Annotated in this window: 17 protein-coding genes and 2 pseudogenes; 10 read left to right on the top strand and 9 right to left on the bottom strand. The window is 48.9% G+C overall.

The features are described from left to right. Nucleotides 1-213: 213 nt before the first annotated feature. The 5 genes and pseudogenes from MPB2EB_RS03870 to MPB2EB_RS03850 all read left to right on the top strand — a co-directional run bounded on the left by MPB2EB_RS03870 (nucleotide 214) and on the right by MPB2EB_RS03850 (nucleotide 3,591). Nucleotides 214-399, top strand: a complete 186-nt coding sequence (locus MPB2EB_RS03870) for a DUF3460 family protein (protein ID WP_185182530.1) — start codon at nucleotides 214-216, stop codon at nucleotides 397-399. Nucleotides 400-413: 14 nt separating this feature from the next. Beyond that, nucleotides 414-1,262, top strand: a pseudogene (locus tag MPB2EB_RS03865) (ScpA family protein); the annotation flags it as partial. Between the two features lie 78 nt (nucleotides 1,263-1,340). Then, complete coding sequence (gene panC / locus MPB2EB_RS03860) at nucleotides 1,341-2,177, top strand: pantoate--beta-alanine ligase (RefSeq protein WP_185182528.1); 837 nt, start codon at nucleotides 1,341-1,343, stop codon at nucleotides 2,175-2,177. Nucleotides 2,178-2,249: 72 nt separating this feature from the next. Then, on the top strand, nucleotides 2,250-2,645 hold the full coding sequence (gene panD / locus MPB2EB_RS03855) for an aspartate 1-decarboxylase (RefSeq protein WP_185182527.1): 396 nt from the start codon (nucleotides 2,250-2,252) through the stop codon (nucleotides 2,643-2,645). A gap of 16 nt (nucleotides 2,646-2,661) precedes the next feature. Then, nucleotides 2,662-3,591, top strand: a complete 930-nt coding sequence (locus tag MPB2EB_RS03850; protein WP_185182526.1) for a cobalamin-binding protein — start codon at nucleotides 2,662-2,664, stop codon at nucleotides 3,589-3,591. Nucleotides 3,592-3,743: 152 nt separating this feature from the next. Here MPB2EB_RS03850 and MPB2EB_RS03845 read toward each other — a convergent pair whose 3' ends face one another. Continuing rightward, on the bottom strand, nucleotides 3,744-6,386 hold the full coding sequence (locus MPB2EB_RS03845; RefSeq protein ID WP_185182525.1) for a WD40 repeat domain-containing protein: 2,643 nt from the start codon (nucleotides 6,384-6,386) through the stop codon (nucleotides 3,744-3,746). Nucleotides 6,387-6,846: 460 nt separating this feature from the next. On the opposite strand from MPB2EB_RS03845, the gene MPB2EB_RS03840 reads away from it, so the two are divergent. After that, nucleotides 6,847-7,575 carry a hypothetical protein gene (locus MPB2EB_RS03840; RefSeq protein ID WP_185182524.1) on the top strand — a complete coding sequence of 243 codons (729 nt, stop codon included), beginning with the start codon at nucleotides 6,847-6,849 and terminating at the stop codon, nucleotides 7,573-7,575. Between the two features lie 92 nt (nucleotides 7,576-7,667). Here the strand turns inward: MPB2EB_RS03840 and mltB are convergent, their stop codons facing one another. Further along, nucleotides 7,668-8,837: a lytic murein transglycosylase B gene (mltB, locus tag MPB2EB_RS03835; RefSeq protein WP_370576618.1), complete on the bottom strand. Its 1,170-nt coding sequence runs from the start codon at nucleotides 8,835-8,837 to the stop codon at nucleotides 7,668-7,670. Between the two features lie 179 nt (nucleotides 8,838-9,016). Between mltB and MPB2EB_RS03830 the strand changes: the two genes are divergently transcribed. Next, complete coding sequence (locus tag MPB2EB_RS03830; protein ID WP_185182523.1) at nucleotides 9,017-10,144, top strand: L,D-transpeptidase; 1,128 nt, start codon at nucleotides 9,017-9,019, stop codon at nucleotides 10,142-10,144. Between the two features lie 126 nt (nucleotides 10,145-10,270). Here MPB2EB_RS03830 and aroC read toward each other — a convergent pair whose 3' ends face one another. The 5 genes and pseudogenes from aroC to aceE form a co-directional block, all read right to left on the bottom strand. Continuing rightward, nucleotides 10,271-11,362, bottom strand: coding sequence for a chorismate synthase (gene aroC / locus MPB2EB_RS03825; protein ID WP_185182522.1), 1,092 nt, complete (start codon nucleotides 11,360-11,362; stop codon nucleotides 10,271-10,273). A gap of 82 nt (nucleotides 11,363-11,444) precedes the next feature. Then, entirely contained in the window at nucleotides 11,445-11,891 is a 447-nt protein-coding gene (locus tag MPB2EB_RS03820) for a CBS domain-containing protein (RefSeq protein WP_185182521.1), read from the bottom strand. A gap of 80 nt (nucleotides 11,892-11,971) precedes the next feature. Beyond that, nucleotides 11,972-13,375: pseudogene (gene lpdA / locus MPB2EB_RS03815) on the bottom strand (dihydrolipoyl dehydrogenase); the annotation flags it as partial. A gap of 62 nt (nucleotides 13,376-13,437) precedes the next feature. Further along, entirely contained in the window at nucleotides 13,438-14,793 is a 1,356-nt protein-coding gene (aceF, locus tag MPB2EB_RS03810) for a dihydrolipoyllysine-residue acetyltransferase (protein ID WP_185182519.1), read from the bottom strand. Between the two features lie 92 nt (nucleotides 14,794-14,885). Beyond that, the gene (gene aceE / locus MPB2EB_RS03805; protein WP_185182518.1) at nucleotides 14,886-17,579 is read right to left on the bottom strand and encodes a pyruvate dehydrogenase (acetyl-transferring), homodimeric type; all 2,694 of its coding nucleotides are present in this window, start codon (nucleotides 17,577-17,579) and stop codon (nucleotides 14,886-14,888) included. 363 nt (nucleotides 17,580-17,942) lie between these two features. Between aceE and folD the strand changes: the two genes are divergently transcribed. Both folD and MPB2EB_RS03795 read left to right on the top strand, forming a co-directional pair. Then, entirely contained in the window at nucleotides 17,943-18,818 is an 876-nt protein-coding gene (folD, locus tag MPB2EB_RS03800; protein WP_185182517.1) for a bifunctional methylenetetrahydrofolate dehydrogenase/methenyltetrahydrofolate cyclohydrolase FolD, read from the top strand. 7 nt (nucleotides 18,819-18,825) lie between these two features. Beyond that, nucleotides 18,826-20,901, top strand: coding sequence for a M3 family metallopeptidase (locus tag MPB2EB_RS03795; protein ID WP_185182516.1), 2,076 nt, complete (start codon nucleotides 18,826-18,828; stop codon nucleotides 20,899-20,901). Here MPB2EB_RS03795 and MPB2EB_RS03790 read toward each other — a convergent pair. Further along, nucleotides 20,834-22,069: an SDR family oxidoreductase gene (locus MPB2EB_RS03790; RefSeq protein ID WP_185182515.1), complete on the bottom strand. Its 1,236-nt coding sequence runs from the start codon at nucleotides 22,067-22,069 to the stop codon at nucleotides 20,834-20,836. The genes MPB2EB_RS03795 and MPB2EB_RS03790 overlap by 68 nt on opposite strands. Before the next feature lie 149 nt (nucleotides 22,070-22,218). On the opposite strand from MPB2EB_RS03790, the gene MPB2EB_RS03785 reads away from it, so the two are divergent. Then, the gene (locus MPB2EB_RS03785; RefSeq protein ID WP_185182514.1) at nucleotides 22,219-22,455 is read left to right on the top strand and encodes a type II toxin-antitoxin system Phd/YefM family antitoxin; all 237 of its coding nucleotides are present in this window, start codon (nucleotides 22,219-22,221) and stop codon (nucleotides 22,453-22,455) included. Between the two features lie 273 nt (nucleotides 22,456-22,728). Here the strand turns inward: MPB2EB_RS03785 and MPB2EB_RS03780 are convergent, their stop codons facing one another. Next, nucleotides 22,729-23,517 (bottom strand): 4'-phosphopantetheinyl transferase superfamily protein, encoded by a 789-nt coding sequence (locus tag MPB2EB_RS03780; protein ID WP_185182513.1) that lies wholly within the window; start codon nucleotides 23,515-23,517, stop codon nucleotides 22,729-22,731. Between the last annotated feature and the right edge of the window lie 41 nt (nucleotides 23,518-23,558).

Raw genomic sequence — 23,558 nt, 5'->3', positions numbered from 1 at the left:
TTTTAGACGTTTAAGTCGCTTTAGAAAGCGCAGCGAGCATACTATTGGAACACATTTATAGGATGCCTTTCCACCCCAAAAAGCCTTAAAATTAACCTAAGTCAACCTTCAAGGATAATTTCAGATAAGATTGAGCTCTTAATTCAGTCAATCATCCGTTAAACAGACGGGTGCGTAGACTAAACGATAAAATCTACCCCATATTTTGCTTACATGAAACGTCACTATCAGTCCGAGGTTACTCAATTTATTAACCACCTCAAACAGCAAAAGCCTATGCTCGAAGAGACGCAGCGCCGCGGACGCTTATTGTTGTGGGATAGACCACCGATTAATCTAGATGAACGGGCACGGCAGCAAACCTCCCGTATCAAACAAACGCCCTACGTTTATTATTAAAGTAGGCTAAACCAATGAAGCAGCTTGCTTTAAGCGCGCCAACCGATGATGCGTTGCTTGCGCCTGCTGCTGATACCGTAGATAGCGTAGCTTATGCGCGTCTGTATGGCGAGCCGCTTTTTAAACTGCCGCGCGATCTATATATTCCGCCAGATGCGCTGGAAGTGTTTCTTGAGGCGTTTGAAGGCCCTCTCGATCTCTTACTATATTTAATTCGCAAGCAGAATTTTAATGTGCTTGATATACCGATGACGGCCGTCACTCATCAATACCTTGAGTATGTTGAACAGATCCGTAGCCACAATCTTGAGCTGGCTGCCGAATATCTGCTGATGGCCGCCATGCTCATTGAAATTAAAGCGCGCATGCTACTGCCAGTCAAACCGGCTAACCCAGAGCAAGAAGCAGAAGACCCACGCGCAGAACTCGTACGGCGCTTGCTTGAATACGAGCAAATCAAGCTCGCTGCGCTCAAACTGGACCAGCAGCCCCAACTCGGACGCGACTTTCTGCGCACGCATATTTACGTCGCGCCAAGCTTGGTTGCGCCGCGCTGGCCCGAGCTAAGCCTGGCCGACCTGCGCCTGGCTTGGGTAGAGCTGGCTAAACGCGCAAAGCTTGTGGCACATCACCGGATTCCACGCGCCACGCTCTCAGTGCGTGAGCACATGAGCGGTATTTTGCGCAAACTACAGCATGCGCGTTTTATTGAATTTAGCGAGCTCTTCACACCAGCCGCACCAGCGTCGGTCATCGTGGTTAACTTTATTGCCCTGCTGGAGTTGGCGCGTGAAAGCTTGATTGAAATCACACAGGCAGAGGCGTTTGCGCCGATTTATCTGCGTCTTTCTTATATCCCTAACACCCTGACGCACCATGAGTCGGCCTCAAGCGATCCATCTCAATTACACAAAAACAACCAATAGGGTGTTATTTTAACCATGAAAATCATTCATTCGATTCAAGAACTACGCGATCAATTACGCGGACAAAATCGCGCGGCTTTTATACCTACCATGGGCAATTTGCATGAAGGGCACTTATCGCTCATACGACTGGCTCATCAGCATGGTGACCCGGTCATCGCCAGCATCTTTGTCAATCGCTTGCAATTTGGGCCGCAAGAAGATTTTGACCAGTATCCCCGTACTTTTAAAGCGGACCTAGAAAAACTGCAACAGGAAAACGTCTATGTATTATTCGCGCCCCGCGAAACCGATTTATACCCAGAACCTCAGCATTATCGCGTGCAACCACCGAATGGAATCAGCTCAATCCTCGAAGGTGAATTCCGGCCTGACTACTTTCAAGGGATGTGCACCGTAGTGATGAAGCTATTTGGCTGTGTGCAGCCACGGATTGCGGTATTCGGTAAAAAAGACTATCAACAACTCATGATTGTGCGAGCGATGAGCCAGCAATTTGCATTACCCACTGAAATTATCGCGGCCGAAACGGTACGCGCTGAGGATGGCCTAGCACTTTCTTCACGCAATATGTATCTGAACCCAGCAGAACGTGCTGAAGCGCCGAGGTTATTTAAAACATTATCTGATCTGCGCCACAAAATTCTCATAGAAAAACGTAGCGACTTCGCTAGGCTTGAACAAGAAGCCGTCACTCAGCTTAGCGCGCATGGTTGGGCGCCGCAATATATCGCCATTCGCAAACAAGTTGATCTACAAGCCCCGGCTGCGCATGAGACAGAGGCGCCATTAGTCGCCGTCGCAGCGGCTAAACTGGGCGCCACGCGGCTGATCGACAATCTTGAAATTTAAACCAACCTACTTTGCTCTCTTGCCGAGTTCGCATTATTATTTCTTTAACATTTACTTTATTGAATACCGCTTATGCAACGCATTATGCTGAAATCAAAAATCCATCGCGCTACTGTGACTCACTGCGAGCTACACTACGAAGGCTCATGCGCGATCGATGAAAATTTACTCGAAGCCGCCAACATTATAGAAAACGAACAAATTGAAGTTTGGAATATCAATAACGGCGAGCGCTTTTCGACTTATGCAATCCGCGCTGAACGCGGTAGTGGCATTATTTCATTAAATGGCTCAGCAGCACGGCGTGCGCAGTTAGGCGATCTGGTCATCATTGCGACCTTTGGCTTGTTTGATGATACCGATGTGCGCGCAGGCAATGTAAAACCTAGCCTAATTTTTGTGGATCACAATAACCACATTAAAGATAGCCGCGAGCATATCCCGCTGCAAACCGCGTCACCACGGTAGACGTATTTCATCTGGGATGAAATACGTCTTATATCTGCTATTTGGATTACTGGCACTAGGACCTTGCCGGGTCTATGCAACCCTCCAACTCATAGACGACAGCGGCGCAGTCATAACCCTTTCCGTGCCAGCAAAACGTGTGATTAGCCTAGCGCCACATATCACCGAATTGATTTACGCCGCCGGTGGCGGAGCCACGTTGCGCGGGGCTGTCATGTATAGCGATTACCCAGAGGCGGCGAAACAATTGCCACGCGTAGGCGATTACCAAGCGCTTGATTTAGAGCGCATCATCGCTTTAAAACCTGATTTAGTTATTGCTTGGCGGTATGGCAATGTGGAACGTCAATTGGAAGCCTTGCGCAAACTGGGGATCCCGATTTTTTATAGCGCACCGCGCCACCTCGACGATATTGCGCTGACGCTTGAAAACTTCGGCACCTTACTGGGCACCCGCGCTACCGCCGCGCCAGCAGCCACTGTATTGCGCGCAGACCTTAACGCGCTGCGGCAGCGCTATGCGCAGCGTGCGCCAATCCGGGTGTTTTATCAAATATCTGAGCACCCTCTGATAACGCTAAACGGTAAACAGATCGCCAGCGAGGTGATTACATTATGCGGTGGGCGCAATGTGTTTGCGCATTTAGCACCAATCGCCCCAGTTATTTCTGCAGAAGCCGTATTGGCGGCTAACCCGCAGGCAATCATTGTTACGCGCCCTAGTGGTAGCGCAACCGAGCAGCCGCTATCAAGCCTTGAGCGCTGGCGTAAATGGCCTCAACTGGCCGCCACCCAGCATCATGCACTTTTTTCGCTTCATGCGGATTTAATCGACCGCCCTACTCCACGCATTGCACAGGGTGCAGCGCAGCTTTGTGAGGCGCTGGCTACAGCGCGCAATCGGTTAGGACTTAGCGACTTGTCTCCGTTTAACCTCCAGAATTAAAATCCGGAAATCTTATTTTTAGTAAAATAAGACCTATATTTAGCCCAATTTCGAACTCGATCAATCCTGCCTCAAGCCGTTAGCTGTGCGTTTTACAGACAGCTACAGCGAATCCAGCATTCTTCTGAAATCAACACCCAAATACATTCGACCTAAGCCGCACCACGCTGTATAAGCAAAGCTCGGTTTTCTGGGCTTAAATTGTGGACATTTTCGATGAATACATCTGCCGTAGTCAATGAATTCTGCTGCGAGGTCCATTCCAACATAATTTGCTCTTGTGTTAAATCATTAGGAATCCTCCAAAGACGAACTGCATTATCCTCTCCACCTGTGGCAAGGACGGTAGCCCCATCCGATGAAGAATGCCATGCAACGCTATGAATGCCACCGAAAAACCCTCGCAGTGTGACTTGACATTTATTAGAGTGAATAGACCATATTCTCACCGTACTATCATGACTTCCAGAAGCTAACCACTGACCATCTGGCGAAAATGCTACGCTATCCACGTTGCCCTCATGCCCTGCATACGTATACTCAAGAGATCGATTGCCTAAGACATGCCATAGCTTTACTGTCTCATCATCACTTCCAGACGCTAACCACTGACCGTCATTAGAAAGCGCTACGCTATTGACCCCTTTTTCATGTCCCTCATAGGTGTGCAGGAGAGAACGCTCCCCCCAAACTTTCCACAATTTGATTGTATTATCAGAACTCCCAGACGCTAATAGCCCCCCATCTGTGGAAAAAGCCACGCTTGTAACCCAGAAACTATGTCCTGTATAAGTATGTATCGGAGAGCGTTCGCCTAGAACGCTCCATAGCATCACTGTATTATCAGAACTTCCGGAGGCTAACCACTGGCCGTCGGCAGAAAACGCAACACTCCGCACTCCAAACTCATGCCCTACATATTCGTGCGGAGAAGAGCCGCTATCAGAAGTGCTCCATAATTTTAAAGAATATTGACTTCCAGAAGCTAACCATTGACTCTCGGCGGAAAACGCGACACTCCTTACGTGACCATGCCACGCTTTATACGTATGTATAAGAGTGTGCTTGCCCGAGACGTTCCATAACTTCACTACGCTATCATCGCTTCCGGACGCTAGCCACTTTCCGTCAGACGAAAATGCGACACTATTTACGCTACCCTCATGGCCGGCATAGTGATATGAAAAAGGGCGCTCGCACGAAACTCCCCATGTTTTTACGGCGTCCCCGCCTGAAGAGGTTAACCATTTCCCGTCGACCGAGAATGCAACACGAGACACCAAACTTCCGTGCCCAGCGTAGGTGTACATAAGAGACCAGTTACCCAAGGCGCTCCATAGTTTGATGGTATGGTCACTACTTCCAGAAGCTAACCATTGACCGTCGCCCGAAAAGGCGACGCTATGCACACGCTCTTTATGCCCAACACAGGTGTGCATGAGATCGTGGTTGCCTAAAACACGCCATACTTTTATCTGGCCTTTGGCATCTCCAGATGCCAGCCAGCGCCCATCTGCAGAAAACGCCACGCTGTTGACAGACATACTGGGCCAACTATAAGTGTGTACAAGAGTGTGCTTGCCAATTACATTCCATAGCTTGACTTTTCCGTCACCCACTCCACCTGCGGAGGCTAACCATTGGCCATCAGGTGAAAAAGCAATACTTTCTACGCTCCCCTTATGCCCGACATAAGTATGCGCCAGAGAGCGGTCACCCGAGGCGTACCATAATTTCACCGTTTTATCTTTACTCCCAGACGCTAGAAATAGATTGCCAGATGAAAGTGCGACGCTATTCACTAATTTTGAGTGGCCAACATAGGTATGTATGAGAGAACGATCACCCAATACATTCCATAATTTTATCTTCCCATCCTGACTGCCCGAGACCAACCAACGACTGTCGGCAGAAAAAACGATACTACTGATATAACCCTCATGCTCTGTCGTATAGGAATGAACTCTTTGCAGATTTTCAGTTTTGTAGAGCAGAATATCGCGAGAATTTGCCACAGCAAGCCAACAACCATTTTGCGAATAACTAAAGGCCCCCCCTTTTAAAGCTGGCTTTTCACCCAACTCCATCCCCGTAACATTGGCTCCATTGAGATTAGCGCCTCTCAGCCAAGCTCCTGTCAAATTTACATCTTTTATATTTGCATCTTGAAATTGAGCACAATCAAATACCCCATAACTTAAATCCGCTCCAGGCACGCGTATTCCACGGAAATCCTGCCCACTAAAACTTACTCCTGCTTTAACCAACAGCGTTAACGCATGAGCGGCTACAGGCTGTACTTCTTCTGTTTTCGACCTTTCCACCCAGTTCAATAACTTCTCTTTTAGCTGTGTATCTTGCTGGATTTTTTCTTGTAAAAATTTAAATACCTCTACATCATTAACAAGGCTTACCAACTCAAAAAGGGCTGATTTCTCCACAACTTGATCGAGTTGCCCTGAGTCTGATAACTTTTGTAATTGACTCAATGCAAATTTCTTTAACTCTCCGTCTGAGCGAATTAACGCCCCTTGATATTGAGATTGAATCCTATCTTTGATCAGATGTAGCTTCAGAGCGGGCGAATCTATAGGCGCACCATTGCGAGTCACTGTAGTCAGTGCTTTAAAAAAAGCCTGCCGACTCGAAAGATCCAGCGGCTTTTCTATTTCTTCTCGAATTTCTAAGGGTAGCGAGAGGCACGATGGTTTTACGGTCGGTTGTGCCGCCGGAAAGTACGTAATGGCAGAAGTCAAAATAGAGGTGCGCATAAATAGTTTACTTAAAAGGTTCATTCAAACGATCCCAGTCATCCTGGGCTCCTTTCAACCCACGATGTGAGCCATCCAATTTTACATGTCTCCTTCGGCACAATTGAACAAAAACTCTTAAAGTGACGCGTAGTGCTCACAAATCTTGATGATGCAACTTTCAGCTTTTGGATTGGCCCCTTAAATAACCGAACACAGTCATTCACTTAAGATAGAAGGGAATATATGAATCCGTGTTAATTGAAATTAAACAAGACCAGATAGAAAAGCAAAAGGATGCAGAACCGACCTAAGTCAACGCGTGATATTTCTAATCCACCCGAATTTTGCGTCAGCCTCATTTCTTGAGAATTTAGAAGAAGTATTCTTCATAGAGAGACGCGAAGGATAGTAGCAAAAAATGAATTACTAAAAATTACCTTTCATTTTTACACACTAGATTAGTTAGAAATCGGTAAATTTCTAACTAACCATAGGTGTTATTATGACGGACAAAATAAGCAGTTCATTTAATAATTTAAGACTTGAAGATACGGATCATTTAGATGCTCAAACGAGTTCGGCATCTACTTCATCTCATACCTCTGCACCTGCCAGAAACTCTGCTGCTATGCTTGAGGGCCTTGCAAAAAGAAGAAAATTTGTTGCAGATGAAAGCAATTTTGAACATCAATTTTCTGTCGATAAAGAAAATGAGGCGGAAACTTCTAAACCTCCATCTAATGAGTCAGAAACTTCTAAACTTCCATCTATTTACCAATATGAGTCTGAATACAGAAAAGATGGAGGCGAATTAGGATATTTTGTAAATAAATTCAAAAAAGACAAATGGACATTTAAAGAGAATTATAAAGATAAAACAAGAGATTTTTACGCATCCGACATTGCTAGACACCAATATACACAAGTTTCGAAAAGGCATAATTTTCAGGGGAAAATGCCAAAGATAATCAAAAGAAAAAATGTAATAAATGAGAGTACTTTAGATTTAATAAACCGAATGGGAAGTGAACATCCGGACTTTCAGAGTCAGTTTTTCAAATCCACTGAAAATGGGAAAAGTACCCAAAGAATTATGGATGATTTTGGTTTAACAGCGACTAACGTTGAGCTAAAAAATCCTGGATATGAAACGATAAACGAAAGAGGAGAAGGCGAAGGTAAAATTATAGGTGTGGATATATTCGTTCATGTAAAGCCTAAGGACGATTAACTGATCCTACCCCGATATTTAGGACCCATTAAAACTGGAAAATTTGGCTGTTGGGGATCCCCATTTTACATAGCTCCTTAAGCGAATTTTGTTCACGTCCCGTTTGCTTTTCTCCGGCTAGGTTTTCTTGCTGGTAAAGAGGATTTTATACTCGCCATTGCCAATGCAGAAGGCGGCACAAGCTCTTCACTCATTTGCAAGCGCCGCTTAATTTGCTGACCAAGCTGATAGACGCTCAGCGCATAAAAAAAGCTACGGTTATATTGCATGAGCACAGCAGAATTGTGCAGGCCGAGTTTATATTCAGTTGGCTGCTTAACGTTGGGTAAATCAATGATATTGACCAAAGTGCTTAATTCAGCCTCTGTGTTGAGTGTTTCATTAAGCAATAGGCCCGCTTTGAGTAGTTGCCCCAGTGGTCGACGTGGTTTGATCTTTCCATCCGCTCCTGCCTGTGCAATACCCAAGCTACCCTTATCGGAAGCGATTTCCCAAATCACCGGCCGATTAGCCTCCCAACCATGTTGGTGCAAATAATTGGCGATGCTGCCAATTGCGTCGGCAGCGCTTGTATATAAATCGATCTTTTGGTCAGCATCATAATCAATTGCGTATTGCATAATGCTGCTTGGCATAAATTGTGCAAGACCTATCCCCCCGTCATAAGAGCCTAAAATACGAGTTGGGTCGAGGCCAGCAGCACGGGTCCAGAGGAGAAAATCTTCCAAATTTTTTCGAAACAGCCTCATGCGTTCCAACTGGTTTGGTTTAGTTGGATAATCAAAAGCCAGTGTTGTCAGGACATCTAGCACACAATGACTGCCCATATTGCGGCCATAGAAAGTCTCAACACCAATGATCCCAACAATAATCTCAGGCGGCACGCCAAATTCTTCTTGAGCGCGTCGCAAAGTTGCTTGATGAGTACGCCAGAAGTGCACGCCCGCATTAATGCGCTGCGCATTAAGAAAGCGTGACTGATACGTATACCAATCACGAGGGGATGGCGCGAGTGTTCGTTGCTCACGCTTTACAGATATGGCGGAATATTTAACTTGCGAAAAAAGTGCACGTAACGCGCTGGGTTCGAAGTGATGACGCGACACTAGATCACTGATAAAAACCTCGACAGCTGGATGATTCCGATAGCATTGTGAAACACGCTTTTTCTCAAAAGCCTGCTTCAGTGTATGTACTGTTGATTCAGCTAGAGACTGTGCTAGCGTACAGTCAGTTGCGAACGCATATCCAAGGGCAAACATCCACCTTAGAAACACCCTAGAGTTGAATACGCGGTGAATAAAAAGAAAAGTTAAAACGTTGGTCCCGGCCATCATAAATTGATAAAGTCATATGCTCTATATTGAGCGTGTCAGTCATTTTGTGTGGAAACGGAAGTCACATGATAATAGATTAATAGATGTAATAAAAAAGTAAACATATGAAAAAACTAGGACGAAGGGCTATTAAAGTGAGACCACATAGTCCTGTAACCTTTTTGCAACTCTTTTGTAACTTTTTCAAAATTAAAATTTCTCTTATGAGAGTTTGGCTGCTATGGCTTGCGCTTTCTTATAGTTGCCTCTGTGGAATGTCAACACGCCCTAACGAGGGTGAGGAATACAAGCGCGGCAATGAGGTCGGTGTACAGCCTAAACTCAAGGCCAACGAACCCTATTATCACTATGAGCAGGAAGCGGATCGTATCACCGACAAAAGTGTCCACTCAGATGCGCTTGATGGAGCGTTCCGTTTGAGCTCTATCCATGCAGTTACTCGGCCAATCACCGGAGTGCGGCGACCAGAGGTGGAAGATAGCGGTCACCCCCTCGAAGCCGATGTGCAGCACGCCATAGGGCAAAAGATAGGATATGACTTTGGCCCATGGAAAAGTGGAAAGCGAGGTTGTGGAGAAGGCTGCAAACGCCCTAATCGAGAAAATATTGACTTCCCCAATACGTATATCAGCCGTATCACGATCAATCTCAGCATGGCGAAAATGTCGTTGACATGGAATAACCCACGCAACTTGCTTTTACCTACCCGCACCTACAACATTTCTGCGGGAGCGGGTCGCTGTTGCCATGAATGCCATGACGAGACCGTCAGTAATACCGAAGATACATTATGCACTCCCAAGGGTACATTCATCGTGCACAGTAAAGCTCCTGTGCTGATTGATTACATCTGGGCTAAGAATCCGATCTATTTCGGCCGCAACGGCATTGCTATTCATTCTGGTCCCCTACCAGGTTATCCAGCAACACACGGTTGCATACGTACGGAGGAAGAGGGATCAGCGATTGTTCACGACAACTCCCTATATTCTGCTGGATATGCAGCCAATCCTGCACTCGGGCTAGAGGAGCGCCGTACTCAAGTTATCGTAGAGGGTACTTGGAAAGGCTCGCGCTGCTACCTCCAGGGGGGAAAGGAGGAACTGCTCGTGCTCAGGAAAGAGGTATGCTGTCTAAAATCGAAAGGAGGAGGATCCGGGCCTCCTGAAAAGTCACCCACATCTCCTAAGGGATCACTCCTACCTCCTAAGAAACAAATTGTAAATCATTAATTTTTAAAGTTTTTTAATTTCCTGTACAACAGGCTTAAGCTGAAAGAAAATGGCATCGGCAGCCATTAGATTCGCGCAACATCAACTCAACGCCCACTGCGCATGTCCCCTAATCGTTCTAAGAACCTAAGCAGAAATCCGCGGCGTGGCCACCTGTACATCGCCGCACTGCGCGCGATGACGCAGCACATGGTCAATCAACACGAGTGCTAGCAAGGCTTCAGCTATCGGCGTGGCGCGAATGCCAACGCATGGATCATGCCGGCCAAATGTTTCAACCATCGTCGGAGCACCGGTTTTATCGATCGACCGGCGTGGCATGCGAATGCTGGAAGTGGGTTTAATGGCGATAGAGACCGTGATATCCTGTCCGCTCGTAATGCCGCCCAGAATGCCTCCGGCATGATTACTCAGAAAGCCCGTCGGGGTCATTTCATCGCCATGCTGCGAGCCGCGTTGAGCGATGCTCGCAAAGCCAGCGCCAATTTCAACCCCTTTAACTGCGTTAATGCCCATCATCGCGTGTGCGATAGCGGCATCTAGTTTATCGAACACGGGCTCGCCAAGACCTACCGGCACGCCACTTGCCACGATTGAAATGCGCGCTCCAATTGAATCGCCTTCTTTGCGCAGTTGATCCATATAGGCTTCTAGCTGCGGCACAATCTCTGCATTAGGGGCAAAAAATGGGTTTTCTGATACCTGGGCCCAATCAATGAACGGAATCTGAATCTCACCAAGCGCGGCCATATAAGCTTGTATCTTGATTTTTAACTGCTCATGCAACCATTTTTTGGCGACTGCGCCGGCGGCTACCAAGGGCGCGGTTAAGCGTGCAGATGAACGACCTCCGCCGCGATAATCGCGCACGCCATATTTATGCCAGTATGTGTAATCGGCATGGCCAGGGCGAAAGGTTTCTGTAAGGTTACCGTAATCTTTGCTGCGTTGGTCCGTATTGCGAATCAAAAGCCCAAGCGGCGCACCTGTGGTTACGCCGTCAAATACACCCGAAAGAATTTCAACAATGTCGTCTTCTTTGCGTTGCGTCACATGACGCGAAGTGCCTGGCTTGCGACGATCTAATTCAAGCTGAAGATCCGCTTGCGTCAGCGCAAGCCCAGGCGGGCAGCCATCAATCACGCAACCGATGGCAGGGCCATGGGATTCGCCAAAGGTGGTGACAGTGAAAAGCGTGCCAAGCGTGTTACCAGACATATCCGTTGTCCTAAAAAATCAAACGGAGAATTAAGAGAGAGCCGGCAGTGCCGGCTCAGTATGCGTTGTTAAACCAGTCGCTTTATTGGCTTTCTGCCTCAGGCCAATCCCGAATATAGGCTTTGAGCATCCGGTTTTCGAAACCGTGCTCTTCAACTACGGCTTTCGCCACATCGTAAAAAGAAATGACGCCCATTAAGGTGCGCTCATTTAACACCGGCAAATAGCGCGCATGTCGCTCTAACATCATGCGCCGGACTTCATTAATGTCTGTTTCAGGCGTGCAAACCAGCGGGCTGTTATTCATGATGTCACGGATCACTGTCACGCCAAGCATGCCGTTATTAACCCGCAGCGTTAAGATAATTTCGCGGAAGGTGAGTAGTCCCACCAAATGCCCCTCTTCCATCACAACAAGCGAGCCAATATCGTGCGTAGCCATAGTCTCTACCGCTTCGAACAACGGCATCTCAGGTCTTACCGTAAACAGCGTATTGCCTTTGACTTTCAAGATGTCACTGACTTGCATAAATCCTTTCCTCGGGTTGCCTCAACGCTTTGATGCTAACGGAAAGTCAGTCAAAGATAAAGTAGGCGATTCGGCTAGCGCTATTTCTTTCGTGACGGAGGTAAATCCGTACAGACCCCTTCAAACAGCTCAGCCGCCATGCCAATCGACTCGCCTAGGGTTGGATGAGGATGAATCGTTTTGCCAATATCCACTGCATCTGCACCCATTTCAATGGCTAAGCAAAGCTCGCTAATCAGATCCCCAGCGTTAGTCCCCACGATTCCGCCACCAATCACACGTTGCGTAGTTTGGTCAAAAATCAGCTTAGTGAAACCTTCATCACGGCCATTCGCAAGCGCGCGGCCAGATGCCGCCCACGGGAAAACGGCTTTGCCATATTGCAAGCCCTCTGCTTGACACTCGGCTTCGGTCTTGCCCGTCCAGGCCACTTCTGGATCAGTATAAGCTACGGAGGGGATTTGCTGCGCATCAAAATAGGCTTTCTTGCCGGCCGCTACTTCGGCTGCGATATGTCCTTCGTGCACGGCTTTATGCGCCAACATCGGCTGGCCTACAATATCGCCAATCGCAAAAATATGCGGAACGCTAGTGCGTTGTTGTTGGTCAACTGGGATAAAACCTCGTTGATTAACTTGCACGCCGGCTTTGTCTGCGCCAATTCGATGCCCATTCGGCTGACGGCCTACCGCCACCAGCACTAGGTTATAGCACTGCGCTTCGCGCGGTGCCGAGGCCCCTTCAAAAGCTACATAAATCCCATCCTCTTTTGCCTCGGCCCGGACGGTTTTTGTTTTGAGCATCATTTGCCCTAGGCGCGGGGCGTTAAATTTTTGCCATACTTTGACTAAATCACGATCGGCTCCTGCCATCAGGTGCTCCGACATTTCAACAATATCGACCTGTGCGCCAAGCGCTGAGTAGACTGTCGCCATTTCCAGCCCAATGATGCCGCCGCCAATCACCAACATGCGCTGCGGAATTTGGCGCAATTCAAGCGCCCCAGTTGAATCGACGATGCGCGGGTCATCTGGCATAAACGGCAACGCAATGGATTGCGAGCCAGCGGCAATAATCGCCTGCTTAAACTTAACCGGCTGCATCTGCCCCGCCGCCGTTTGAATCATCATTTGGTGGGAGTCTGTAAATTCGCCTCGCCCGGCTATGACACGTACCTTACGTGCTTTGGCCATCTGCGCTAGACCACCGGTCAATTTCGCGATGACGCCAGATTTAAAAGCGCGCAGTTTATTTAGATCGATTTGGGGCGCACCAAACGAGATTCCGTGAGCCGCCAACGCTTTCGCTTCCTGGCTAATTTGCGCCGTATGGAGCAAGGCCTTAGATGGAATGCAACCCACATTTAAACAAACACCACCAAGCGTTGGATAGCGTTCAACTAACACCGTATCCAAACCAAGGTCAGCCGCTCGAAAAGCTGCGGCATAACCGCCAGGCCCAGCGCCTAGCACCAGTAAATCACACGCCACCGCCTCTGCTGCGGGCAGCGCTTTAGTCTCAATTGAGCTCATTGATCAAACCTTTGCTACAGGGTTACGCGACGGAAATCTGCTAATAGGCTAGCCAGGTAGGCATTAAAACGCGCCGCTTCAGCGCCATCGATAACCCGGTGGTCATACGATAAAGAGAGAGGCAACATCAAACGCGGCATAAACTGCTGACCATTCCATACCGGTTTGAGAGCACTGCGACAGACACCTAAAATAGCCACTTCTGGCGCGTTAATGATGGGCGTGAAAGAGGTGCCGCCAATTCCGCCTAACGAAGAAATTGAGAAGCACCCTCCTTGCATCTGCTCCGATTTGAGTTTGCCTTCGCGCGCCAGTTGGGCCAATTCAGAAGTCTCTTGCGCAATTTCCAACACACCTTTTTGATCGGCGTTTCTAATCACCGGCACCACTAAGCCATTTGGGGTATCTGCCGCAAAACCAATGTGGTAATACTGCTTGTAAATCAGGTTATCGCCATCCAAGCTGGTATTAAAGCTCGGATATTGCTTTAATGCTGCCACGCTTGCTTTGATCAAAAAAGCCAGTAAAGTGACTTTAAAAGCCGTTTTACTATTTTCTTGGTTAAGCTTGACGCGCAAAGCCTCAAGCTCGGTAATATCGGCCTCTTCATTAGTCGTCACATGCGGAATCATGACCCAGTTGCGATGCAAGTTAGCACCTGCAATTTTCTTAATGCGCGACAAAGGCTTCGCTTCAAGCGGGCCAAATTTTGTGAACGCAACTTGCGGCCAAGGCAGTAAGTTCAGTGCGCCGCCCGCTCCGCTCGCCGCGCCAGAAGCCGCAACGCCGCTTTGCAAGGCGGCTTTTACGTAGGCTCGCACATCGTCTTGCGTGATGCGGCCTTTCGGTCCAGTGCCATTAATTTGCCGCACATCCACGCCTAGCTCGCGCGCAAATTGGCGCACAGAAGGACTCGCATGGCTTGCCGTATGATTTTCAGCGCTTGGCTCATGCACTTGAGCCGGGGACGGCTCTGCATGCGTTGCGCTTAATGTCGGACTTGACTGGGTGCTGGGCTGGAGCAGGCTAGCGGCTGGCGGCTCAGTTGACGCCTGCGCCGGCGGCTGTTGGACGCTACTCGCAGCTGAGGCTGCAGCAGATGGCGCGCTCTCAGCAGGCTGAGCTTTGGCCTCACTCTCAAGCAATACAATCACCGCGCCTTCAGAAATTCGCTCACCCGGTTTTACTTTAATTTCTTTAACCGTGCCAGCGCTGGGGCTAGGAATATCCATGGTCGCTTTGTCTGACTCTAAAGTCAGTAACGACTGCTCTTCTTCAACCCGATCTCCTGGACTCACCAGCACTTCAATCACAGGCACATCGGCGTAGTCGCCAATGTCGGGCACTTTAATTTCAATGATTTGGCTCATTATGCATTCTCTAAGGGGATGACGCGCAGCCCTAGGTAAAGGACTGCACTATATCCTATTCATAAATCAATATGAACAGGCCTATTAGCCTATTAAACAGTCATCGGGTTAGGTTTAGCCGGATCAAGCTGATATTGAGCTAATGCATCAGCAACTTTCTGTGGCTTAATCACTCCTTCATCAGCAAGCGCCTTAAGCGCTGCAACGGTGACCCAATAGCGGTCAACCTCAAAGAAGTGACGTAGCTTCGCGCGCGTATCCGAGCGGCCAAAGCCGTCGGTCCCCAGCACCCAGTAGCGGCCTGGCACAAAAGCGCGGATTTGCTCCGCAAAGGCGCGTACGTAATCCGTTGCAGCAATCACTGGACCTGCGGCGTCTTTTAATAATTTTTCAACGTGAGATTGCTGCGGCACTGCCGTAGGATGCAAGAGATTATGACGTGCGGTTGCCTGCCCATCTCGAGCCAATTCAGTAAAGCTCGGGCAGCTCCATATATCCGCCGCCACGCCCCAATCTTTTTCGAGTAAATTGGCCGCCGCAATGACTTCATTCAAAATCGTGCCGGAGCCGAGCAATTGGACGCGCTGCGCCGTGTCCTGCTGAATGGTAGATTTTTTAAGGCAGTACATGCCTTTTATAATATCTTGCTCAGCCCCTGTGGGTAGCGCAGGGTGTTCGTAGTTCTCATTCATTACCGTTATATAGTAATAAATGTCCTCTTGCTCCTGCACCATGCGGCGCAAGCCGTCTTGCATAATAACCGCAAGTTCATAAGCAAACGTCGGATCGTAACTGACGCAGTTTGGAATGCCTGCGGAAAACAGATGTGAATGCCCATCCTCATGTTGCAGCCCTTCGCCATTCAGGGTGGTGCGGCCCGCCGTCGCGCCTAACAAAAATCCGCGCGCGCGCATATCCGCCGCAGCCCAAGCCAGATCACCAATGCGCTGAAAGCCAAACATTGAATAAAAAATATAAAACGGGATCATGGGCTCGCCATGCGTTGAATACGACGTCGCCGCGGCAATCCAATCGCACATGCCACCTGCTTCGTTAATCCCTTCTTGTAAGATTTGGCCGGTTTCTGATTCTTTATAGAACATCAACTGGTCAGAATCTTCTGGCACATATTTCTGGCCGTCTTGATTCCAAATGCCAATCTGCCGGAATAAGCCTTCCATGCCAAAGGTGCGTGACTCATCCGGCACAATTGGCACAATCCGTTTACCCAACGCTTTATCTTTCAGCAAGATATTTAAAATCCGCACAAAAGCCATAGTGGTTGAAATTTCGCGGCCGGCTCCAGTTCCTTTTAAAACCGGCTCAAAACCAGGCAACCCAGGCACTGGCAACGACTCAGCTTGCGTGCGGCGAGCTGGCAGATAACCGCCCAACGCCACGCGCTGCGCACGCATATAGGTGAGCTCTTTTGAACCCTCTTCAAATTTCAGATAAGGCACCTCGGCGAGCGCTTCATCGGCAATCGGTAGACGGAATTGATCACGGAATTTTTTCAATGCCTCAATCGGCATTTTCTTTTGTTGATGCGTGATATTCATCGCTTGGCCGGCCTCACCCATGCCATAGCCTTTAATGGTTTTGGCTAAAATCACGGTGGGTTGACCGTGCGCTTGCGACGCTGCGGAAAACGCTGCATAGATTTTATGGGGATCGTGTCCACCCCGATTTAAATTCCAAATATCATCGTCCGACCAATCCGCAACTAATGCTTTAAGCGCGGGTGTATTGAAAAAATGCTCGCGCACATAAGCGCCACTTTCGGATTTGTAGGTTTGGTATTCGCCATCCACAACTTCTTTCATGCGGCGCATCAGTACGCCGGTTTTATCACGCGCAAACAAAGCATCCCAACGACTGCCCCAAATGACCTTAATCACATTCCAGCCGGCACCACGGAAGGAGGACTCCAATTCTTGGATCACCGAGCCATTGCCGCGCACCGGGCCATCCAGTCGCTGCAGATTGCAGTTCACCACAAACACTAAATTATCGAGTCGCTCACGGCCTGCCATGCCAATTGCGCCAAGGGACTCCGGCTCATCCGTCTCGCCATCGCCTAAAAAGGCCCAGACTTTGCGCCCTTCAGCTTGAATGATTCCACGCGCCGCTAGATATTTCATAAAGCGCGCCTGATAAATCGCCATAATGGGCCCCAATCCCATCGATACGGTTGGGAATTGCCAAAAGTCTGGCATTAACCAGGGGTGTGGATAAGACGATACACCTTCCCCGCCTACTTCTTGGCGGAAATTATCCAATTGCTCTTGGGTCAAGCGGCCGAGCAAAAAAGCGCGCGAATAAATCCCTGGCGACGAATGGCCTTGCATAAACACTAAATCGCCACCGTGCTCTTTTGAAGGCGCATGCCAAAAATGGTTAAACCCTACGTCATAGAGCGTAGCGGCCGAAGCAAATGAAGCAATATGCCCGCCTACATTGGTTTCTTTGCCAGCCCGCAACACCATTGCGACGGCATTCCAACGCGTATAAGAACGAATTCGATGTTCAATGTCCGAATCTCCAGGATATTGCGCTTGCTGCTCAACTGGGATCGTATTGATGTAAGGCGTAGTGGCCGAAAAGGGCAAATGCGCGCCGCGCAAGCGGGCTAGTTCAATTTGCTTTTCAATCAAATAGTGAGCGCGTTGTGGACCAACGTTAGCGAGCACGCCTTCTAGTGCTTCTAGCCATTCCCCCGTTTCTGCGGGATCTTCATCATGCTCAACAGCAATATACTTCAATACTTCCTTGGATATAGCAGACATTTTGTCTCCTGGTGAAAGGATCATCCCCTGCTTAGCCTATTTCGCTTTAGAAGGCGCTTTAAGTGCAAGCTGGTCGTAACGGCCAAATTGTAAAGAGCACTCATTCAGCAATGCAAGCAGAATTTTCAAATTACGGAATATATTTTCATAATGCGGGAAAATATTGCGACGCAGCATTAAATCTGCGTATTGATCACTAACCCCCTCCTCTCTAGCAAAGAGGATCAATCTGGGTTAAAACAATAAAATATGATTGTTTCACAGGCCTATCAGTATAATATTGTTGTTTTTTTAAACAACAAAGTGCTGTGTTATAGCCTCTCTGGCCATTTTAATTAGGCTAAAAAAACTCGCTCTCTCACTATGACTGCAACTCTAATTAACGGTAATGCTCTCTCCAAAATCATGCGCGCTGACGTCGCGGCGCGCGCGGCGGCTCTGACGCAACAAGGATGTCGCCCCGGGCTGGCGGTGCTCTTGGTCGGCAACGAGCCCGCCAGCGCCGTCTATGTGCGCAATAAGATAAAAGCCTGCGAGGAACACGGCCTGCACTCTACCTGCGACCATTATCCAGCCGATCTTAAAGAGGCTGAACTGCTCGCTCGCATTGATGCGCTAAACCGCGACCCAGCCATTCATGGCATCTTAGTGCAATTGCCTCTGCCAGCGCACATCAATAGCCATAAAGTGATTGAGGCGATTGCCGCAGCGAAAGACGTAGATGGCTTTCATATTGCAAATGCAGGTGCATTGCTCACTGGCCAACCAAGCTTCCGCCCTTGCACACCCTATGGCGTCATGATGATGCTGCAGGCTGCAAAAATTCCGCTCAGCGGCGCATCAGCAGTGGTGATTGGTCGCTCAAATATTGTGGGTAAACCGATGGCGCTCTTGTTACTGGAAGCCGGGGCAACCGTTACCATCTGCCATAGCAAAACGCGAGACCTGGCCAGCTATACACGCGCCGCGGATATTGTTGTGGTGGCTGCCGGTCAGCGCAATGTGCTACGCGCGGATATGGTTAAACCCGGTGCGACCGTGATTGATGTTGGCATGAACCGTGACGAGGCGGGCAAACTCTGCGGCGATGTGGATTTCGAACCCGTTAAAGAAGTGGCCGGCCATATCACACCGGTACCCGGTGGCGTGGGTCCAATGACCATCACGATGCTGCTCGTCAATACGGTTACAGCGGCTGAACAAGCCTACGCGGATCGCCTCTCTTCACACATCGCTTAAACATTTTATGCAAGCTCATAATCCACTCCTCGATTTTTCCAATTTACCCCGCTTTACGCAAATCCGCGCCGAACATGTAACGCCCGCGCTGGATGAGTTGCTCGCCAGCGCAATGGCCGCGATTGAGCGCGCGAGTGCGGCTGACACACCGGCTAACTGGCACAATGTAGTGGATGCGGTTGAATATTCAACTGAGCCGCTCTCACGCGCTTGGGGCGTCATTGGTCACCTCAACGCCGTAGCCGACACCCCAGAGCTGCGCGCCGCACACAGCGCCAACCTCTCACGCGTTACGGAATTTTGGACCAACGTTGGCCAAAATTTGGCGCTCTATGAAAAATATAAGGCGCTAGCAGCAAGCGCTGACTATGCTGATTTATCCGCGGCGCGCAAAAAAATCCTGGCGAACGCACTGCGCGAGTTTAAACTTGCCGGAGCTGAGTTAGATGCTGCCAGCAAACCCCGTTTTGCGGCACTGCAAGAACGGCTAGCTAGTTTGTCAAAAGCCTTTTCTGATCATGTGCTAGATGCCACCAATGCCTACTCATACCTCGTGACGAACGAGGCTGAGCTGGCAGGCTTGCCAGCTGATGTGCGCGCCAGCGCACAGCAGCTGGCCAGTCAAAATGGTCAGTCCGGCTGGGCGTTTAATCTGCACTTCCCCTCGTATTTTCCGATTATGCAGTATGCGCAATCTCGGCCGCTACGCGAAGCGATGTACCGCGCCTATCATAGTCGCGCCTCAGCCGCGGGCGTTCAATACAGTCAGGGCAAGCTTGAATGGGATAATAACCAGAATATGCTCGAGCAACTTAGCTTGCGCGCTCAAGAAGCAAACATGCTGGGCTATGCCAATTTTGCTGAAGTTTCACTGGCCACTAAAATGGCCGAATCCCCTGCGCAGGTCAAACAATTTCTTGAAGATCTTGCGCAACGCGCCCGCCCCTATGCAGAAAAAGATTGGCAGCAATTACAGGCTTTCGCTGCCCATGAACTCAACTTACCTGAGCTGGCGCCGTGGGATATTACCTTTGCCTCTGAAAAACTGCGTGAACAACGCTATGCGTTTTCCGAACATGAAGTGAAACAATATTTCCCTGAGAACGCAGTGCTTGCGGGTTTGTTCAAAGTTGCCGAAACGCTTTTCAATGTAACCTTACGCGCCGATCACGCGCCAACCTGGCACCCCGATGTACGGTTTTTCCGCATCGAAAACGCCAGCGGTCAGCTCCTGGCGCATTTTTACCTTGATCTTTACGCCCGCGAAGGCAAACGTGGTGGCGCTTGGATGGATGACGCGCGGTCTCGCTGCCGTCAAAGAGACGGGGCCATCCAAACGCCAGCCGCTTACCTCGTGTGCAATTTCTCAGCCCCGGTTGGCGACAAGCCGGCGTGCTTCACCCATGATGAAGTGATGACCCTGTTTCATGAATTTGGTCATGGACTACACCATATGCTCACACGCATCGACGAGCGTGGCGTCTCCGGCATTAATGGCGTTGAATGGGATGCGGTTGAACTGCCATCTCAGTTTATGGAAAACTTCTGCTGGGAATGGGAAGTCTTGCACGCAATGAGCGCACATATCGAGACTGGCGAGCCGCTACCACGCGCCCTGTTTGACAAAATGCTAGCCGCTAAGAATTTTCAAAGTGGTTTAGGTACGCTCAGACAGATCGTTTTATCGATGTTTGATCTACATTTACATACTGAGTTCGATCCCAGCGGCACCCTCCGTATCGACCAACTGGCGCGGACGCTTAATGACAAGTACCATCTGATCCCGCAAGCGGCATTCTCGCACTGGCCAAATACCTTTACCCATATTTTCGCAGGCGGTTATGCGGCTGGCTATTACAGCTATAAATGGGCTGAAGTACTGTCCGCCGATGCTTACGCGGCGTTTGAGGAAGCCGCGCAAGCGCACAATGGCAACGTGCTCGACCCCATTATCGGCGCTCGCTACCGCACAGAAATACTTGAAGCGGGCGGCAGCCGGCCGGCAATGGCGTCATTCAAAGCATTTCGCGGTCGTGAACCGACCATTGATGCGCTTTTGCGTCACCATGGGATGAACGCTTAAGGATCGCCGATACAGCTTCTGAAATAACTGGTTGCGCAGCGGGGTTATCCTGGCGCAGCATACCCGCTTGCGCGCGCTGCTTAAGAAAAACGCTGACTAACTCCCGTAGTCGAGTTAAATCGAATAAGTAGCGCTCTTGATAACGCGCCGTGCCGAATAAGTGAACGTTGCGCCGATCAAAACGGTGAAAGTCCATCAGATAAGGCAGGTAATGACACAGGCCCAATTCCACCAGCGAGTGTTGCTGTAGCGCGCTGTACGAAAACTGCATGTCCAACAACGCTTCAAGCGCAAAGCAAAGGTCCGCGACTGAGAATGGATGCTCATTTGTAATATGGAAACAACGGTAAGCGCTCATCACGCCTTGTTCCATCAAATCCAAGATTTCAAGCGCAGCTAAATCGACGGGAACCAGATTCAGCGTTGCGGCGCGCTTGAAAGACGGGGCCATTAATTTTTGCGCTGAGCCCTGTAGCGCGTGGCGTTGTTTCGTACGCAGCAATCTATCGATAAAAGCATAAAAACCCGTCATGGCGAAAGCACGGTACGTGACTGAATGCCCAACTAAAATACTCGGCCGAAAAATCCGGTAAGGCAACCGCTGCGCACTACACACTTGCTTCACGATTTGTTCTGCATGCCATTTGCTTTCTTCATGGCTATTATTAAAGCCTGGCGGACGTTCTGTTGCATCTTCAAGAATATGCCCTTCTCGCGTTCCGGTTACATAGGCAGTGCTGATGTAATTAATAGACTCAATTCCGGGCTGCTCAAGCAAAACGGAGAGTAAAACCCGCGTACCTTCCACGTTATGACGCCAAACCAAGCGGCGATCTTCATCGCGTAGCGATTGGTTCGCTGCATTATGGAGCACTCTTACTCGGCCACCTGCTGCAAACCATTTTTTGAAAGCCGCTTGTTCATGCCAACCATATTCCGCAATATCGCCACGCAGTACGGTGATGCGCGGCTCAAGCTGAGCCAACTCAAGGTCCAAATTCTGGTCATATAGCGCCTGCTTTAACGCGCCCATGAGCTTATCGCGCGCAGCCGCATCAGTAGGTGCTCGCACTAAACCAGCGACTGTTCCATTCGGCTGCTGGCATAACCATTGAACAATGGTATGCGCGCCAAGAAAACCGCTTGCGCCGGTAACAAACAAATTCATCCACGCCCCCTTTTAATGAAATCTGAGCCTTAGCGAGAACGCCATAACAAAGATCATACACAAAAATCGTGTCAATTAGCTTGCTATCTCGATCAAAACCAAATAGAATAAATATTAATTAATCAGTTTAATTAAATGGAGGCTAAAAAATGCAAGTAGTCGATATTTATGAAGCACAGATCAAGTTATGCAGCCTGATTGAAGCCGTGTTAGCAGGGGAACACATTGTGATCGCTGATGCTGACCGGTTTTTAGTCAAACTCGTTCCATGGGAACAAGGCCTTAACGTAACGCCCCCCACTTTGAGGCCCAAAAAGCCCCCCACTGTTGATCGCGCATTGCCCAGGCCCATCAGCCCGCCATTTGGAGAGCCGGCGTTTGCGTAGGATTTGTGGTCCATCGGGCAAATGAGCCGCTAAATTGTGCTAAACGCTACACAACTATCTAGAAAGTATACTTATTGGCCTTTGGGGATCAATGGAACATAAAGTGTATTTAAGCTGCTTCGACATCTTCTCAGGGGTCGCGCAGCGGACGTAACTCGTCTCGGGCAACAGCGATTCATCTGACTTTCCTTTTTTCAGTTACCTGAAATATTAGTAAAATATCAGACTAAGTCTTAACTTTTACATTTGATTGACTTCGAACTCAGACTGTGACTAGTTTGAAGCTTCTTTCTCAGGTATTTGACAAAGCATCTGATCCAGCGGCTCTTCCTTGATTAGCGGAATACAATTTTTCATGGTTAAAGTCTGTCGGGCGCTGCCAAAACGCTCTGCGCAGACTGCCACGAGGTAATCCATCGTGGGCTGAAACTGCCAAAAATGCCAGCGAGATGGGTGATCTTTTAAAACCGGATGAATTGAAATTTCTATCTCGTGATCCTGCATAAAATGAAAACTAAATTGATCCAATGGGATTGATAATCCCATGCCACGCGCTTTGATATACGATTCTTTGAGAGTCCAGTACTGAAAAAAAACCTGATGCTGCGCTTCTAACGAGAGTTCACGTAACGCTCTCACTTCATCTGGCGCAAAATGCTGATGGGCCACTTCAACTGGAGCCCGCCGCACGCGGATATTTTCCGTATCCACACCCAGCGCATTACCCGTGGTCACGCCAAGCACAATCAGGCTTTGCGTATGGGATAAATTAAATGATATTTTTTGTGCGAGACCGGAATTCGCAATTTCAGGACAGCCATAGGCATTAGCCGCAAATAACCATTGTTCCGGTGCAATGCGCGCATAGCGGGATAAAACCGTTCTCACCAATGCTCGTGTCACAAGATAACGGCGTTGATCCTTAACAAAGTAAAAACGTTTTTCCTGATATCGCTCCTCTTCTGTGAGTAGGCCTCGATACTGATTGAGTAGCGCTTCATCCTGTATCGCATCAAAAAAGACTAACCATAAATCGATTCTCTCGGGACTCAGTTCCAGCATGATAAAACCTAGTACATTGACCGTTGTTTAAGGATGGCGGC

Source organism: Mycoavidus sp. B2-EB (assembly GCF_014218255.1).
Classification (GTDB): domain Bacteria; phylum Pseudomonadota; class Gammaproteobacteria; order Burkholderiales; family Burkholderiaceae; genus Mycoavidus.
This window is presented reverse-complemented; position numbering and strand designations above follow the sequence as displayed.